Source organism: Nocardia wallacei, from assembly GCF_029869545.1.
GTDB lineage: Bacteria > Actinomycetota > Actinomycetes > Mycobacteriales > Mycobacteriaceae > Nocardia > Nocardia wallacei_A.
Window position 1 is genome coordinate 1 of the sequence record NZ_JARWQD010000097.1, and the last position, 15,904, is coordinate 15,904.

At 70.3% G+C, this 15,904-nt stretch carries 15 protein-coding genes; 9 read left to right on the forward strand and 6 right to left on the reverse strand.

Going from position 1 to position 15,904, the window contains the following annotated elements; all coding sequences use genetic code 11:
- Positions 1–310 precede the first annotated feature (310 nt).
- Both QH290_RS06485 and QH290_RS06490 read right to left on the reverse strand, forming a co-directional pair.
- On the reverse strand, positions 311–1,477 hold the full coding sequence (locus QH290_RS06485) for a methyltransferase domain-containing protein (RefSeq protein ID WP_280382250.1): 1,167 nt from the start codon (positions 1,475–1,477) through the stop codon (positions 311–313).
- A gap of 135 nt (positions 1,478–1,612) precedes the next feature.
- Positions 1,613–2,428 (reverse strand): helix-turn-helix domain-containing protein, encoded by an 816-nt coding sequence (locus QH290_RS06490; RefSeq protein WP_280382251.1) that lies wholly within the window; start codon positions 2,426–2,428, stop codon positions 1,613–1,615.
- A gap of 101 nt (positions 2,429–2,529) precedes the next feature.
- Between QH290_RS06490 and QH290_RS06495 the strand changes: the two genes are divergently transcribed.
- Entirely contained in the window at positions 2,530–3,072 is a 543-nt protein-coding gene (locus QH290_RS06495; RefSeq protein WP_280264732.1) for a YceI family protein, read from the forward strand.
- A 100-nt stretch (positions 3,073–3,172) separates the two neighbouring features.
- The gene (locus QH290_RS06500; RefSeq protein ID WP_280382252.1) at positions 3,173–3,601 is read left to right on the forward strand and encodes a nitroreductase/quinone reductase family protein; all 429 of its coding nucleotides are present in this window, start codon (positions 3,173–3,175) and stop codon (positions 3,599–3,601) included.
- An 84-nt stretch (positions 3,602–3,685) separates the two neighbouring features.
- On the opposite strand, the gene QH290_RS06505 is transcribed toward QH290_RS06500, so the two are convergent.
- Entirely contained in the window at positions 3,686–4,534 is an 849-nt protein-coding gene (locus tag QH290_RS06505) for a helix-turn-helix transcriptional regulator (RefSeq protein ID WP_280264734.1), read from the reverse strand.
- A 58-nt stretch (positions 4,535–4,592) separates the two neighbouring features.
- Here QH290_RS06505 and QH290_RS06510 point away from each other — a divergent pair, with 58 nt between their 5' ends.
- From QH290_RS06510 to QH290_RS06520, 3 genes are all read left to right on the forward strand, one after another.
- Entirely contained in the window at positions 4,593–6,383 is a 1,791-nt protein-coding gene (locus QH290_RS06510; protein ID WP_280382253.1) for an AMP-binding protein, read from the forward strand.
- Positions 6,380–8,083 carry an AMP-binding protein gene (locus tag QH290_RS06515; protein WP_280382254.1) on the forward strand — a complete coding sequence of 568 codons (1,704 nt, stop codon included), beginning with the start codon at positions 6,380–6,382 and terminating at the stop codon, positions 8,081–8,083. The genes QH290_RS06510 and QH290_RS06515 overlap by 4 nt, the downstream gene beginning before the upstream one ends.
- A 356-nt stretch (positions 8,084–8,439) precedes the next feature.
- Positions 8,440–8,673, forward strand: a complete 234-nt coding sequence (locus QH290_RS06520; protein ID WP_280269222.1) for a hypothetical protein — start codon at positions 8,440–8,442, stop codon at positions 8,671–8,673.
- A gap of 4 nt (positions 8,674–8,677) precedes the next feature.
- On the opposite strand, the gene QH290_RS06525 is transcribed toward QH290_RS06520, so the two are convergent.
- The gene (locus QH290_RS06525) at positions 8,678–9,685 is read right to left on the reverse strand and encodes an AraC family transcriptional regulator ligand-binding domain-containing protein (protein WP_280269221.1); all 1,008 of its coding nucleotides are present in this window, start codon (positions 9,683–9,685) and stop codon (positions 8,678–8,680) included.
- A gap of 146 nt (positions 9,686–9,831) precedes the next feature.
- Here QH290_RS06525 and QH290_RS06530 point away from each other — a divergent pair, with 146 nt between their 5' ends.
- Complete coding sequence (locus QH290_RS06530; protein ID WP_280382255.1) at positions 9,832–10,224, forward strand: VOC family protein; 393 nt, start codon at positions 9,832–9,834, stop codon at positions 10,222–10,224.
- Here the strand turns inward: QH290_RS06530 and QH290_RS06535 are convergent.
- Entirely contained in the window at positions 10,206–10,931 is a 726-nt protein-coding gene (locus tag QH290_RS06535; protein WP_280382256.1) for a helix-turn-helix domain-containing protein, read from the reverse strand. The two genes, QH290_RS06530 and QH290_RS06535, sit on opposite strands and share 19 nt — an antisense overlap.
- A 135-nt stretch (positions 10,932–11,066) precedes the next feature.
- Between QH290_RS06535 and QH290_RS06540 the strand changes: the two genes are divergently transcribed.
- From QH290_RS06540 to QH290_RS06550, 3 genes are all read left to right on the forward strand, one after another.
- Positions 11,067–12,998 carry an APC family permease gene (locus tag QH290_RS06540; protein WP_280382257.1) on the forward strand — a complete coding sequence of 644 codons (1,932 nt, stop codon included), beginning with the start codon at positions 11,067–11,069 and terminating at the stop codon, positions 12,996–12,998.
- A 131-nt stretch (positions 12,999–13,129) separates the two neighbouring features.
- Complete coding sequence (mscL, locus tag QH290_RS06545) at positions 13,130–13,570, forward strand: large conductance mechanosensitive channel protein MscL (protein WP_280269217.1); 441 nt, start codon at positions 13,130–13,132, stop codon at positions 13,568–13,570.
- Between the two features lie 82 nt (positions 13,571–13,652).
- Positions 13,653–14,549: a hypothetical protein gene (locus QH290_RS06550; RefSeq protein WP_280382258.1), complete on the forward strand. Its 897-nt coding sequence runs from the start codon at positions 13,653–13,655 to the stop codon at positions 14,547–14,549.
- A gap of 292 nt (positions 14,550–14,841) precedes the next feature.
- On the opposite strand, the gene QH290_RS06555 is transcribed toward QH290_RS06550, so the two are convergent.
- Positions 14,842–15,618 (reverse strand): ABC transporter permease, encoded by a 777-nt coding sequence (locus QH290_RS06555; RefSeq protein WP_280382259.1) that lies wholly within the window; start codon positions 15,616–15,618, stop codon positions 14,842–14,844.
- Positions 15,619–15,904: the final 286 nt, after the last annotated feature.

The following is a 15,904-nucleotide window of genomic DNA, read 5'->3' on the forward strand; positions in this document are numbered from 1 at the left end:
GCGGGCTTGGCGGGGCCAACCCTAACCCAAACGTCCCCAAATAAACCCCCCCCCCGGGCCCCCCCCCCCCCGCCCCCCCTTTTTTTCGCCCCAACCCCCCCTCCCGGGGGGGCCCCCCCCCAAAACCCCATGCCGGGATTGCCGGAAGTATGCCGCGGTTGCCGGAATGCCTGTCCGGCCAGCAGCCACGGCAGCGCCGACATCAGCCCGAGGGTCGCCGCCCTGCCCAGGGCGGTATCGACGGAAGTGCGCTGGGATTGGCGGGGCCGATAGCGCCGGAGGCGTGCCGGGAGTAGGCCCGGGCTGGCGGTCAGCCGGGTGCGACGCGAGCGGTATGTGGCTGTCCTCGGCGGCGGGCGGGATGGCGGGATTCGAGGCGGGCTATGTGTACCTGTCTGCCGGATACCCGGACCGGTTGGACGTGGGTCGGGAGGAAGTCCGCGGCGATCGCGGTGGCGAGCAGGGCGGTGTCCGGGATCAGCACGACGGCCGTGCCGCCGGGGGCGAGCACACGCCGCAACTCCGGCCACAGGCGCGTCGGCTCGGCGGCGAGCAGTCCCCGCGGCGCCGCCTGCCCGCCCCACGGCGGGTTGCAGAGGATGCGGTCGACGTCGCCCCGGGCGATGGGGAGTTCTCCCGCATCGCCGCGGCGAAGGTCGATATCGCCCCAGAGCACCGGGATACCGTCCCGGCGAATCCTCGCATCGCCGCGGCGGACGTCGACGGCTTCCGCGGCATTCGCCCGCGCCGCCCGCACCGCCCCCGCGTCCCGATCGAACCCACGGAAGAACGCGTCCGGCCGGAGCCGGGCCGCCTCTATCAGCAGCGTGCCCGCACCGCAGCAGGGGTCGAGAACCCTTTCCCCGCTTCGGATTTCGGCCAGCTGCGCCATGGCCGCCGCCAGCGGCGGATGCAGCGTGCCGGGCACCGACTCCCGCTTGTACTCCCGGCGATGCAGGGGCCGGTCGGCGACGCGGAGCAGCAGCCGCGCGCGGTCCCCATCCAGCGTCAACCGCCACCCGCTGTAATCCCTCGGCGGGGCGCCGTCCCGCCGCGACCGGTAACCGACCCCCAACCGGCGGGCCAACGCACGACCCACCGCGTCTTCCGCGTCGTATCGAGCGAAGTTGCGGCCACCCAGGAACGACGCCGAGACATCGACGCCGCCACCGAGATCGCCGCAGCCGCCGCAGCGCCGCCGCCAGTCCAACAGTGCTGTCGCGTCGACCATTTCGCTCAGCTCCGCGAGCGCCGCCACCGCGGTCCGAGCCGATCCGATATCCGGACCGGTCGCGGCCGACAACAGCACGTCGTCGGCGGTCCGCAGCCGCAGCACCGCCGGATCCGGGCGGCGGGGCCGGAAATGCACCTCCCGATGCCCCATCTCGACGACCGGCCCGACTCCGAGCCGCAGAATCTCGGCCGCCACAACGGTTTCCACACCGCGAATACACCGCGCCACCAGGCGGATGTCCATGAAAATTCTTCTCCCACACCGAGGCCCGGGACGACGCCGCGCCGCCCCGCATCACCGGCCAGGGGAATCCTCGCTGGGCCGGCGGACCTCAGCGCAGGTGGAAGAAGAAGTTCATGTCCCGCATTCTAACCCGGGTTACTCGTTGACCAACCGCAGCGCGGGGCTGCGATCGCGGCGCCGGTCGACCAGCCAGACCTGCACGGTCTGATCCTCGGCCGGATTGAGCGTCTCGATCTCGACCTCGACGTCACCGCGCTGTGGATGCGCGATATGTACTGTGCCCGAACGGAAGTCGATGACACGATGCTCGCGCCACCGGCAGGAGAACTCCGGGAACCGCTGCAGCCCCTCCACGATCGCCGTGAGCCGGGCCTCCTCCGGCCAGCGGGACCGGGCGGTACGCAGCGCCGAGACCATCATGTCGGCCACCGTGGGCCAATCGTGCCAGAGCCGCACGGCGTCCGGGTGCGCGAAGACATAGGTGGCCAGATTGCCCTCGGCCACGTCGTCGAACAGGCCCAGGGGCCCGGCGAAGTCGCGCCAGGCGGCATTCGCGGCGAGGAAGTCGAGCCAGCGGCCCAGCACGAACGCGGGAGTCGGGTGCATGGCGTCGAGCACCGCCTGCACGGTGTCGGACACCTGCTCGCGCGCCTGACCGGCCGACGGACAGCCGGTGTCCAGCCCGAGCGCCAGCTTGCCGAAATGATGCCGCTCGACTGCGTTCAATCGCAGCGCGTCCGACAGCGCACCCAGCACCGCCATGGAGGGATTGGTATCCCGGCCCTGCTCCAGCCGGGCCAGATAATCGACGCTCACCCCGGCCAGCGCGGCGACCTCTTCCCGGCGCAGTCCGGGCGTGCGGCGGCGGCGACCGGCGGGCAGCCCGACCTCCTCGGGCTGCAGCCGCGCGCGCCGCGCTATGAGAAACTCGCCGAATTCCGAACGTGCCACGCCACCATCCTGTCCGATCCCAGGGCCGTTATCCTCGCCCTGCCAGTGCCAGGATAGCGGCGGTGTGGCTAAACGGACCGCAGTCCGGAAATCTTGTCGGCATGACCACTTCCGAACAGTCCACCCTGAAGACCGGCTCCTGGGAGCTGGACACCAACCACTCCGCGGTCAACTTCACCGTCAAGCACCTGGGAATCTCCAAGGTCCGCGGCCGATTCAACAACTTCGAGACCGGATTCGTGGTCGACGAGTCCGGCGCCGCCGTGATCGAGGCCACGGTCTACCTGGATTCCTTCGACACCGGCAACTCCTCGCGCGACGAGCACGTGCGCAGCGCCGACCTGCTCGACGTCGAGAAGCGGCCCACCCTGCACTTCAAGGCCGTGGAGCCGATCCGGGTGGCCGAGGACTTCGAGGTCACCGGCGATGTCACCCTCGGCGGCGTGACCAAGCCGATCACCCTCGACGTGGAGTGGGGCGGCGTCCAGGAGTTCCAGGGCGACGGCAAGCGCCACGCCGGGTTCAGCGCCACCGGCACGCTCAAGCGCAGCGAATTCGAGGTCGCGCCCGGGATCCCCGCGGCGATGCTCAGCGACAAGATCGCCATCGAGCTCGACATCCAGCTCATCGAGCCGCAGGACTAGTCGGCACCGGGCTACGCTCGCCACAGCGGAGATCACCGGTCCGGACCGATCGCCCGGACCGGTCCCGCGCCGGTACCCGATCCGCGACAAGGGAGGTCCGATGAGCAGCTCGAACGACTGGAACAGCGGGATCATCGAGGAGTTCCGCACCAACGCGGGCAAGGTCGGCGGCCCGTTCGAGGGGGCACCGATGGCCCTGCTGCACCATCGCGGCCGCAAGAGTGGGCGAGAGTTCGTCACCCCGATGATGTACCTGCCCGCCGACCAGGATCCCGGCACCGTCTACGTCTTCGCCTCCAAGGCCGGTGCCCCGACCAACCCGGACTGGTACTACAACCTGACCGCCTCCGGGAAGGCCGAGGTGGAGATCGGCACCGCGCAGTATCCGGTCACCGTCACCGAGGTGACCGGCGACGAGCGCGACCGCATCTACGCCGAACAGGCGAGCCGCTACCCGGGCTTCGCCGGGTACGCGGAGAAGACCGCGGGCATACGCACCATCCCCGTGCTCGCACTGCACCGGGCCTAGCACCACTGAGCCCAGCATTCCCGGCACGCCCAGCTGAGCTGGGATTCCCGGCAAGGCGGGCACGGCGGTGGGCGGGTACGGAGGCTATGGCAATAGGCCCGCGCGGCGGGCGCGCACGACTGCCTCGTGGCGGGTGTGGGCGCCCAGCTTGGTCATCGCGCTGCGGAGGTAGCTTTTCACCGTTTCCGGGCGGAGTGAGAGGCGCTGTGCTGCTTCGGCATTGGTGCAGCCGAGGGCGACGTGGGCGAGGACGTCGAGTTCGCGGGGCGCCAATATCGGTGCGTCGTCGGTGATCTCGGGGTCGGACATGAGGCGGGCCAGCCGTTCGGACAGGTCCCGCAACCGACCCCGGGCCCCCGCGTCCGAGACCATCTGCGCGATGCCGCGGACCTCGGCGTGGATATCCCGAAGTTGTTCGGCGACAACGGCATCCACGGCACCCACGCTCGCGGCCGCCGCCTCGCGCAGGCGCAGGCGGCGGTCCACCTCGTCGCGGATGGCCAGCTCCACCGCCAGCCGCCGACCGGCCTGCACCGCCAGATCCGCCGCCCGGCCGCCGATCGGCCCGGCATCGCGGCTCGCGATGTAGAGCACCGCGCGCGACTCCCCGCGCACCACCACGGGCACCCCGACGACGGCCCGCAACCCCTCCGTCAACACCGGCGCGTCGTAGTGATGGGTGATCGTGGAGGCCACGCGATAGTCGGCGACGGAGGTGGGCCGCCTGCTCGCCACCGCGGCACCCCCGACGCCGGAGGCGGGCGATACCGCCAGCCCCCGCATGGCGCTGGTCCGGGTGCCGAGGAATTCGCTCAGCACCAGCGTCCCCGCGTGGACCTGCCCGCCGAAGACCACCGGCATGCCGGATACCGCCGCGACCTGCCGCATCTCGGCACGCAGCGCGTCGGCGTCGCGGGGACGCAGCACATCCATCTCGGTACCCCTTTCCGGGGGTGGCGGGCGGGGGAATGTGACCTGGATCCTAATCGGTGTGAGTTCGCAACAGGGCCGGATCCGACCGGCCTCCTATTCGCACGGGGCGTGGGACGCGCCGCTGCTCGGCGACACGATCGGCGCCGACCTCGATCGCACGGTGGCCGCGCACGGTGATCGTCTCGCACTCGTCGACCGCGCCGCCGGGGTGCGGTGGACCTACCGGGAGTTCGCCGCAGAGGTGGAGGCGGTCGCGTTCGGGCTGCTCGCCGCCGGGATCGGCAAGGGCGACCGGGTCGGAATCTGGGCACCCAATCGCGCGGAGTGGACGCTGGTGCAGTACGCGACCGCGAAGATCGGCGCGATCCTGGTGAACATCAATCCCGCCTATCGCGCCCACGAGCTTCGATTTGTGCTGGGGCAGGCCGGGATTCGGCTGCTCGTCGCGGCACGGGAGTTCAAGGGCTCGGACTATGCGGCGATGATCGACCAGGTGCGGCCCGAATGCCCGGAGCTGACGCGGGTGATCCTGCTCGACGGCGCCGACTGGGACACCCTGCTGGAGACCGGCCGCGCGGGCGACCCGGCGGCGGTGACGACGGCGCAGGCCGCGCTCTCCCCCGACGATCCGATCAACATCCAATACACGTCGGGCACAACGGGTTTCCCCAAGGGCGCGACGCTGTCGCACCACAACATCCTCAACAACGGCTATTTCGTCGGCGAGCTGTGCGGCTACACCGAGGCCGACCGGATCTGCCTGCCGGTGCCGTTCTACCACTGTTTCGGCATGGTGATGGGCAACCTGGCCGCCACCAGCCACGGCGCGGCCATGGTTATCCCGGCCCCCGCGTTCGATCCCCGCGCGACGCTGGAAACCGTTGCCGCCGAGGGCTGTACGTCGCTGTACGGCGTGCCGACGATGTTCATCGCCGAGCTGGCGGAGCCGGAGTTCGAATCCCACGACCTGTCCACGCTGCGCACCGGAATCATGGCCGGGTCGCCGTGCCCGGTCGAGGTGATGAAGCAGGTCATCGAGCGCATGGGCATGCGCGAGGTCTGTATCTGCTATGGCATGACCGAGACGTCCCCGGTATCCACCCAGACCCGCCGCGACGACACCCTCGCCCAGCGCACCGCGACCGTCGGGCGGGTGGGACCGCATCTGGAGGTGAAGATCGTCGATCCGGAGACGGGGCTGACCGTGCCGCGCGGCGAACCCGGCGAGCTGTGCACGCGCGGCTACTCGGTGATGCTCGGCTACTGGAACGAACCCGAAAAGACTTCCGCCGCCATCGATTCCGGCCGCTGGATGCACACCGGCGACCTGGCCACCATGGACGACGACGGCTACGTGGCGATCACGGGTCGCATCAAGGACATGGTGATCCGCGGCGGGGAGAACATCTATCCGCGCGAGATCGAGGAATTCCTCTACACCCATCCCGACATCCTCGACGCCCAGGTGGTCGGCGTGCCCGATCCGAGATTCGGCGAGGAGCTGGTGGCGTGGATCCGGATGCGCGAGGGCGCGCCGCCGCTGGACGCCGCGGCACTGCGGGAGTTCTGCACCGGCAAACTCGCGCATTTCAAGATCCCCCGCTACGTGCACATCGTCGAGGAGTTCCCGATGACGGTGACCGGCAAGGTCCGCAAGGTCGAGATGCGCGAGGTGTCCGCGCGGTTGTTCGGCGGGGATTCCGGCCAAAAGCGTGCCGGAAATACCGAAGTGGGGCGTGCCGGAAATACCGACGTGGGGCGTGCCGGAAATACCGACGGGGGGCGTGCCGGAAACTCGGACGGGAGGCGTGCCGGAAACTCGGACGGGGCGACAGGAGGCTCCCTATGACCACGAACACCGAGTTGTATCGCGCCGCACGCGACCAACTCCTCACGGCCGCTACAGATTACGACGGCGCGCAAGCGACATTCGCGTGGCCGCGGCTCGAGGGCCGGTTCAACTGGGCCATCGACTGGTTCGACGTGATCGCGCGCGGCAACGACCGCACCGCGCTGTGGATCGTCGAGGAGGACGGGCGCGAACAGCGGGTGAGTTTCGACGAGATGGTCGGCCGCTCCGACCGGATCGCCACCTGGCTCGCCGAACTCGGTGTGCGCCATGGCGATCGAGTGATCGTGATGCTCGGCAACCAGGTGCAGCTGTGGGAGTCGATGCTGGCGATCGCCAAGCTCGGCGCGGTCGTGATGCCGACCACGGCGGCACTCGGTCCGGCAGACCTGAGCGACCGGATCACCCGCGGCGCCGTGCGATTCGTCATCGCCAACACCGCCGATACCGCCAAGTTCGAACAGGTGGACGGCGACTACACCGGCATCGTCGTGGGCGGCGCCGTCCCGGGCTGGCGCGATTACGCCGAGGCGAACGCGGTGCGGTCCGCGGGCCCGTTCGAGACCACCACCGACGTCACCGACGAACTGCTCGTGTATTTCACCTCGGGCACCACCAGCCGACCGAAGATGGTGCGGCACAACCAGATCAGCTATCCGGTGGGGCACCTCAGCACCATGTACTGGATCGGCGTCCGGCCAGGCGACGTCCATCTCGCCATCAGCGCACCCGGCTGGGCCAAGCACGCGTGGAGCTGCCTGTTCGCGCCCTGGATCGCCGAGGCGACCATCTTCGTCTACAACTACGGCCGATTCGATGCCGCCGCCCTGCTCGGCCAGTTGCGCCGGGCCCGGGTGAACACCTTCTGCGCGCCACCGACCGTGTGGCGCATGCTGATCCAATCCGAGCTGGGACCGCGGCCGGAGGGGTTGCGGGAGATCCTCGGCGCCGGTGAGCCGCTCAATCCGGATGTCATCGCGCAGGTCGACAAGGCGTGGGGCCTCACCATCCGCGACGGCTTCGGCCAGACCGAGACCACCCTGCAGGTGGGCAACACCCCCGGCCAGCCGGTCAAGCCCGGATCGATGGGCCGCCCCGCGCCCGGTGTGCCGGTGGTCCTGATCGACCCGGTCTCCGGTGAGCCGGGCGAGGAGGGCGAGATCTGCCTGGATCTGAGCGCGGAGCCGGTGAACCTCATGACCGGATACCTGCGCGACCCGGAACGGAATGCGGCGGTGATGGCGGGCGGCTACTACCACACCGGCGACGTCGCCACGCGGGACGCCGACGGCTACATCACCTATATCGGCCGCACCGACGACGTGTTCAAGTCCTCCGATTACAAGGTGTCGCCGTTCGAACTGGAGAGCGTGCTCATCGAGCATCCGGCCGTCGTGGAGGCCGCGGTGGTGCCGCAGCCCGACGACACCCGGCTGGCGGTTCCCAAGGCGTACGTCGCGCTCGCCGCGGGATGGGAGCCCGGGCCCGAGACCGCGCGCGCCATCCTGGCATACGCCCGCGACCATCTCGCCCCGTACCTGCGGATCCGCCGGATCGAATTCGCCGACCTGCCCAAGACCATCTCCGGCAAAATCCGCCGGGTCGAACTGCGGCAGCGGGAGGAGCGGGCGCACGCGGACGGTACCTCGCTCGATACCGAGTACCGCTACGAGGACCTGCTGTCGCAGACCTCGGGATGAGCGGCGGAATTCGTTGCGCCGTATTCGCTCGCGCGGATTGCGCCACGCGGCGGCGAGATTGGCGCGTTTGCCCGAGTGTGGCGTGTTCGGCGCTGGTCCACTCCGCGGCAGGACGCAAGACTGGCATCGTGCCCGCCGCGCGGCACCGGTGCCTGTCGTCCACGGATCGCTCCACCCCTCCATCGGACGCGATCCGCTCTCCCGGACGGCGTTCGCCGTTCCCGGGGCCGGGGCCCGGTGCGTTCGGGCACCGGGCCTGCGGTCGAACCGGGACGACGAACCCGGGACGACGGGGACCGCCCGCGCGGTGTCGGTTCGATGTCTGCCGCGTGTAGTGCTGCGCGGCAACACGATCCGTGATCGACCGTATGTGCACCTACGACCGATTGGAGAACACCGTGTTGAACACCTTCGAATCCGCGACCGCGTACGTGATCGCCGAACTCGAAGCCAAGGGCACCGCCACGCGCGAGGACTTCGATGTCGCGGCCATCGTGACGGCATCGCACGCGATCGCCGAGAGCTGGGATCTGCGGTCGCTGGACCGCAGCACCTTCTGGAACATCGCCGCCAGCAATCTGAAGGTCTGACCCGCTAGGCGCGGCGGTTCAGTTCATCGCTCGGATGCGCGTGCGCCACCATCGACCAGCGACGCGCCGCCCGCCGCATCGACCCCGCATCGGCATAGCCGAGCAGTTCGGCCTGCCGCTCGCGACTCACCGGACCCGCCGCGGCGGCCCTGGTCAGCCGGGCACGATCCAATTCCCGCCGCCAGGTGGTCCCCGCCTCGGCCAGGCGGCGCTGCAGCGTGCGCGGGCTGGTCGCCAGCCGCCGCGAGACCCGTTCCAGCGACACCTCGCCCTGTTCGAACGCCTCGGCCAGGGCCGCGGCGACCCGCTCGGGCCAGGCCGTCGCCAGCGGCGGAGGCGGGGGTAACGCATCGGCCAGCGGCTGCAACACCTCGGCCAGCACGGGATCGGCGGTGGTCAGCGGCAGCTCCATATCGGCGGCCCGGAATGTCATGGCGTCCACCGGGGCGCCGAATTCGATGGCGGTGGTGCCGAATACCTCGATGAAGGTGGTCCGATCGCGCGGCGCCCGCTGCCGCAGCGACACCCGGATCGGATCCAGCGGCGCCTCGACGACATGCCTGGCGCGGGTCAGCACGGCCACCAGGCCCCAGATCTGGGTGAGATCGCGGCCGCGGCCCTCGCCGTCGATCATGTCGAGATACAGCGTGGTCTCGCCGTCGTTCTCGGCCACCAGATCGAACCGGTGGTTGGTGGTGACGGCGGTGACGTACGGGCCGCAGGTCGCGAGCCCGGCGCCGACGGTCGGCGCGCTGGTGAACAGGTAGTCGTAGAGCCGCGTGGCGGTCAGCTGGTAGCGGCTCGCGACGCGCAGCGCGACATCGGGGTCGTCGAGTAATCGCTCGCCGACCTCCCATAATCGGGAGAACGTCGAACTGGGCACATGCACACCCTTGCCGGTCAGCGTCCATTCCGGCACGCCGCACTCGCGCAGCACCTGCTCGCGATCCAGTCCGGCCGCGGTGAGTTGCGACAGCACGAAACGATGCAGCAATGTCTGATCGGTCCCCAACGCCCCTCCTGCCCTCGTTCCACCGATCGAATCGAACCACATGTGGTCATAGACACTTCCACGCGGAACCGGTGGTCCTCCAATCGACGGTACAGGTGTCCGATTCGTTCAAGACCCCATTGTCCGGCCGGTCTAGCGTTCGAAACATGACTGTTCGACTGGATGTAATCGGCGTGGTCGTCTCCGATATGGCGGCCGCGCTCGCCTTCTACCGCCGCCTCGGCCTGGAGTTCGGCGAGGATTTCGGGGGTCACGTGGAGGCGGAGCTGCCCGGCGGGTTCCGGCTGGCGCTCGACACCGAGGCCAATATCCGTTCGTTCCACCCGGATTACCCGCAGGAACCCAACGGCCGGGCGGGACGGATCGGCCTGGCCTTCCGCTGCGAATCGCCCGCGGAGGTTGACTCGATGTTCGAGGACCTCGTCGGCGCCGGATACGACGGTGAGCTGAAGCCGTTCGACGCGTTCTGGGGCCAGCGCTATGCGACGGTGCGGGATCCGGACGGCAACGGCGTCGACCTCTACGCGCCGCTGAGCTGACCGGACACCAACCGCCCGAGCGGCCACCCGGCCAGCTCGCGGACATCGCGGGCCAGGTGCGCCTGGTCGGCGTACCCGGCGCGGAACGCGGTGTCCGCGAACGGGACTCCGCGGCGGGCCAGGGCCAGCGCCCGCTGCATGCGCAGCACCCGCGCCAGCATCTTGGGCCCGTATCCGAACGCCGACAGCGACATTCGATGCAGCCGCCGCGCGCCGATACCGAACTCGTCGGCGACGGCGGACACCGGCGAGCCGCCCTCGAGGCGCCCCACGATGCGGCGCAGGACCGGGTCTGCGGTCTCGGCGTCGGCGGCGATGCGCCGGGCCAACTCGTCGAGGCCGGTCATGGGATCCGGGGCCGCCGCCACCGCCGCGGCCAAGGCCCGCACCCGAGCGAGCGGCCAGAGATCGGCCAGCGCGGGCCGCTGGTTCACCACCTCGTGCGCCGGAACGCCCAGCAGGCCCGGTGCGGTACCCGGGAAGAAGCGAATGCCGCTGACCGTGGTCCCCGCCGGGGCGGAGGTTTCGTAGCCGCGGGTGTCCGGACCGGCGACCACCAGACGCTCGCCGGTCCACAGCACATCCATGCAGCCATCGGGTAACACCGGAGCCGCGTCGCCGGACTCGATGGTCCGCGACCACACGACGGCGCCGTCGACGACCGCCGACGGCCGCTCCCCGTACCCGGGCGGGCCAAGGGACTCCACATGCCCGAGACTAGCGCGCCACGCCGACAGGAAGACCCACGCGCGGACCGGGCACCCGTAGTCTGAGTCCGGACCGGGCGGTCTCCGCCGAGGCGCCGCGCCGCACCGGTCCACGCCCCGCACTGCCGGTCGAGGATGCTGCCGAAGGAGGATGTCCGTGCTGGCCGCCCGCGGATCGACGGCACGGCGGGCCGGGGGCCCGCCGCGGGCCTCATGATCAGGCGATTCGCCCGATCGCGGGGCCGCGTACACGCCCCGCCCAGCGGGGTCATCCGGGATCGCCGCCTGCGCCGCCACCACCGCGGCGACGCCTACCGGCTCACGGCCGTCGGTGGTCTGGCCGCGCTGTCGCTGGATGCGCTGTCGAGCGTCGCCTACGGTCCCGAGGCGATCGTCGCCGTACTGGTCACCGCGGGCGCGGACGCGGTCGGCTACACGGTGCCGGTGACGATCGCGCTGACCGTGCTGCTGCTGGTGCTGGTGACCTCGTATCGGCAGGTCATCGCGGTATTTCCGGACGGCGGCGGCAGCTATGCGGTGGCGCGGCGCGAGCTCGGCCGCCCCGCGAGCCTGCTCGCGGCGGCGGCACTGGTGGTCGATTACGTGCTGACGGTCGCGGTCGGCCTCGCGGCGGGCGCGGCCGCGCTGGGCAGCATGTTCCCGGTGATCGCCGATCATCTGCTGGTGACGGCGCTGATCGCGCTGGCGGTGCTCACGGCGCTGAATCTGGCCGGTATCGCCGAATCGGCGAAGGCACTGCTGGGACCGGCCGCGCTGTTTCTCGTGGTGATCGGCGCGATCATCGTGGTCGGCCTGCTGCGCGACGAGCCGGTCGCCACCATCGGCACCGCGCTCACCTTTCACGAACTGCCCGGGGTGATCGGGCCGCTGCTGCTGGTGAAGGCGTTCGCGGCGGGCGGTTCGGCGCTGACGGGTGTGGAGGCCACGGCCAACGGCGTGCCCGAATTCCGCACGCCCGCGGTGCGGCGCGCGCAGCACACCGAGATGGCGCTGGGTCTGCTGCTCGGCGCGATGCTGCTGGGGATCGCGGCGGTCGTGGCGACCCATCGGGTGGTGCCGCGCGACGGGGTGACGCTGCTGGCGCAACTGGCGGCGGCCGCCTTCGGTACCGGCCTGCTGTTCTATGTGGCCAACTTGGCGATCGCGGGCGCACTGGGTCTGGCGGCCAACACCAGCTTCGGCGGGCTGCCGGTGCTGCTGAGCCGGCTCGCCCACGACCATCGGATGCCGCACCTGTTCGCCCTGCGCGCCGAGCGTCCGGTGTACCGGTTCGGGGTGGCGACGCTGGGCGTGCTGGCGGCGCTGGTGCTGCTGCTCGTCGACGCGCGCGTGGACCGCCTGCTGCCGCTGTACGCCATCGGTGTCTTCATCGGGTTCACCATCAGTCAGGTGGGCCTGGTGCGGCACTGGCGCGACAGCCACGGCCGGTGGTGGCGGGCGAAGCTGTGGCTCAACGGGTTCGGCGCGCTGCTCACCGCGGCGGCGGCCGTGGTATTCCTCCTCGACCGGTTCGCCGAGGGCGCGTGGCTGCTGCTGTTCCTCGTCCCGGGGCTGATGCTGCTGTTCGACCGCACCGAGCACTACTACCGGCAGGTCGCCGCCGAGCTCCGGATGGGTACGACGATCCCGGTGCCCCGGCGAGATCCGACCAGGCGCACGGTGGTCGTGGTGCCTGTGGTGGCGGTCAGCGATCTCACCCGGCGGGCCCTGGACGCCGCGCTCAGCCTGGGCGAGCAGGTGCATCCGATCGCGGTCGACATCGACCCGGAGACCACGAGGCGGCTGGTCGCGCACTGGGAGGACTGGGATCCCGGTCTCGAACTGCGCGTGCTGCCGAGCCCGCACTGCGGCATGGTCGAACCGATCGTCGAATACGCGCGCACCCTCACCGCGACCGAGCGCCAGGTGCTGGTGCTGCTGCCGCGGCTCGAACCGCGGCGGCGGCGCTACCGGATCCTGCACAATCAGCGCGCCCCGATCATCGCCGAGGCGCTGGACCGGCACACCGACGCGATCGCGGCGACGATCACCCTGCATCTCGACTGAGCGAGCGCGGCCCCGCAACTCCTGGGAGAATCCTGCGGGCGAACCGTCACGCCGATTGCTGACCGTTCGCTGGGGTCGTTAGACTCCGCAAAGGTAAACGTCAACAGTTCAGATTGGAGTGGCGGGGCGCCATGCTCAAGGGTTTCAAAGACTTCCTGATGCGCGGGAACGTTATCGATCTGGCCGTCGCCGTGGTGATGGGCACCGCGTTCACCGCGGTGGTCACCTCGGTCACCAAGGGAGTCCTGGAACCGCTGCTGGCGGTGCTCGGCAGCAATGGCCAACTCGGCCTGGGCTTCCAGCTGGTCCCCGGCAAGCCCGCCACCTTCATCGCGCTCGGCCCGATCATCAGCTCCGCCATCAACTTCGTCATGGTGGCGGCGGTGCTGTACTTCGTGCTCATCGTGCCGATGAAGCATCTGCAGAAGCGTTTCGGTGGCAAGAAGAAGTCCGAGCCCACCCAGACCGAACTGCTGACCGAGATCCGCGATCTGCTGGCGGCGCAGGCGGCGGACAATTCGTCCCAGTCCACCACGAAACTCGATACGGCGATGAAGACCGTGCTGGACTGAACATCGCCGGGGTGCCCGGGTCGCGGGATTCGAGTACCGCGCTACTCGCGTGGCGCCGCCGCCCGGGGCGCACCCTCGAAAGGTGGCACAGCACAAACTCTTCTGCATTCCGGGCACCTGGGAGGCCGTCACGGCGGCCGAGGAATTCGGGCGGATCGAACCGCGCACCGAGATCGGCATGCTGACCGGTGTCACCGATCTGCTCGACCGCCGCGTGTTCGACGTCGTCTACCTCAACTATCCGGGCAGCGCGGGCCCGGTATCCGGCGGCGGCGACGGGCTGCTCGAGGCGCTCGGGCACCCCTCGCACCGCGAAGTCCGCGATATGGGTGTGGCCGAACTGGTCCGGCTGATCCGCGAACATCCCGGCGGCTTCGGCATTCTCGGCTACGGCCAGGGCGCCGCGGTGGCGGCGCTGGTGGGGCGCGAGCTGGTGTCGGGGTCGCTGCGGGAGCGGATGCCGGACTGTCACTGGCTGCACACCTTCGCCTCGCCGCACCGGGCGCCCGGACACACCTTCCCGCTCGGCAATCAGCTGGCGGGCCAGGGGATTTCGGGTGATCCGATCGACGACACCGGCCGCATCGACTGGTTCGACTACTGCCTGCCCGGCGATCTGTACGGCGATGCCGATATGGCCGACACGTACCTGCCCCTGGCCTATGAGCTGGCCCTCGAACTGCCGCTGGTGGATCCGTTCGCGATGATCGCGGGCTGCACCGACAGCCTGCTGCGCGGTCAGCTCCGCGACGTCATCGCCGAACTGGGCGAACATCCCGCGCTGGTGGTGGGCAAGGCGGGCATCACCGCGGCGACCCTGGCGACATTTCTCCAGCAGTACCCGCACGACAAGTACGCCGTGCGCGAGATCCTGCCGGGGGCAACGGCATTGCGGCACTCCGCCAACCACCTGAACTTCTGGGGGCCGCGCGTGGAGACCGGCGAGCAACTGACGGTGACGACCGCACGGCCTCGCTGAGCGGAACTACTGCAACGTCGCAGTGGCCGGGCGGGTCAGCGTGGCCCCGCACCGGACCGCCCGCCCAGACCAACCTCCGCCCCACCCCGCACAACCACAACCCAGGCCGAGGTCCCCCCATCACCCCGCGCAACCCACAAACCCGGCCAAGATCCCGCACCACCCCGCGCGGCCACAAGCCGGGCCAACTCCCCGCACCACCCCGCGCGGCCAGAGGCAGGGCCAAATTCCCGCATTGCACCGCGCAACCACAGGCCGGGCCAAATTCCCGCATCGGCGCGGCGCCGCCCGCTCAGGCGGGGAGCGGGATCAGGCGCTGGGCGTCGTCGAACAGGCCGCGTTCGGCGATGCGGGCGGCGGCCAGCGCGGCCAAAGCGGCGGCGGCCAGCAGCATGTACATGACGACGATCTGGTAGCGGATGGCGGTCAGCGGTTCGACTCCCGCGAGGATGAGGCCGGTCATGGCGCCGGGCAGGCTGATCAGGCCCACCACCTTGGTCGCGTCGATGGCGGGGAGCAGGGCGGTGCGCAATGCCGAACGCCGGTACGGCAGGAACGCCTGGCGCGCAGGCAATCCGAGGCACAGCCGCGTCTCGACGGCGGCCCGCGCGGTGCGGCCGTCCTCGTGCACGCGACGCAGCGCGATGCCGGTGGCCTGCATGGCACCCGAGACGATCATGCCGCCCACCGGGACCACCACGCGGGCCTCGGTCGATATCACGCCGAGCAGGATCAGCGCACCCAGCGTGATCACCGTGCCGAAGGCGACGCCGAGGGTGGCGGCCCGAATCGCCTGCGGCACACCGGCTCCGCGGCGGCCCGCGACCTGACCGGCGATGATAACCATCAGCACCACCCAGCCCAGCGCACCCGGTAACCCGGTGTGCCGGAACAGGATCAGCAATACCGCCCCCACCGCGACCAGTTGGATCCCGGCCCGCACGGCGGCGATCACCAACTCCCTGGTGAGCTGCAACTGCTGCCGATAGGCGATGAGCGCCGCCACCGCCACCAGCAGCAGCGACGCCGCCACCCCCGGCCAATCCGGAACCGAAAGACCTTCTGTCACTGTCCTGTCCATTCGTCGAAACCAGCTCGGCCGCTCTCCCACCCCGCCTCACACACCACCACGCCCCGCATCACTGCTCCCTCTCCGCCGCGCCCGCCTCCCGCAATCCACCCCCACCCGAACCGCCCGAACTCACCCCACCCGAACCATCCGCTCTCCCCCACCCGAAGCATCCACACTCACCCCCCCCACAGCGCCCAGCCTCACCCCCCCCGCCACAACCGGCCGGACACCCCCAGAACCCTCCGGACGAACCCCACCCCCACCCCCCCCACACCCCCCCCCC

Bases quoted from the DNA above. Each gene is read 5' to 3' on its own strand.
- mscL (WP_280269217.1), top strand. From the start codon at position 13,130: ATGCTCAAGGGTTTCAAAGACTTCCTGATGCGCGGGAACGTTATCGAT.
- QH290_RS06500 (WP_280382252.1), top strand. From the start codon at position 3,173: ATGAGCAGCTCGAACGACTGGAACAGCGGGATCATCGAGGAGTTCCGC.
- QH290_RS06495 (WP_280264732.1), top strand. From the start codon at position 2,530: ATGACCACTTCCGAACAGTCCACCCTGAAGACCGGCTCCTGGGAGCTG.
- QH290_RS06515 (WP_280382254.1), top strand. From the start codon at position 6,380: ATGACCACGAACACCGAGTTGTATCGCGCCGCACGCGACCAACTCCTC.
- QH290_RS06505 (WP_280264734.1), bottom strand. From the start codon at position 4,534: ATGGATGTGCTGCGTCCCCGCGACGCCGACGCGCTGCGTGCCGAGATG.
- QH290_RS06540 (WP_280382257.1), top strand. From the start codon at position 11,067: ATGCTGCCGAAGGAGGATGTCCGTGCTGGCCGCCCGCGGATCGACGGC.
- QH290_RS06485 (WP_280382250.1), bottom strand. From the start codon at position 1,477: ATGGACATCCGCCTGGTGGCGCGGTGTATTCGCGGTGTGGAAACCGTT.
- QH290_RS06530 (WP_280382255.1), top strand. From the start codon at position 9,832: ATGACTGTTCGACTGGATGTAATCGGCGTGGTCGTCTCCGATATGGCG.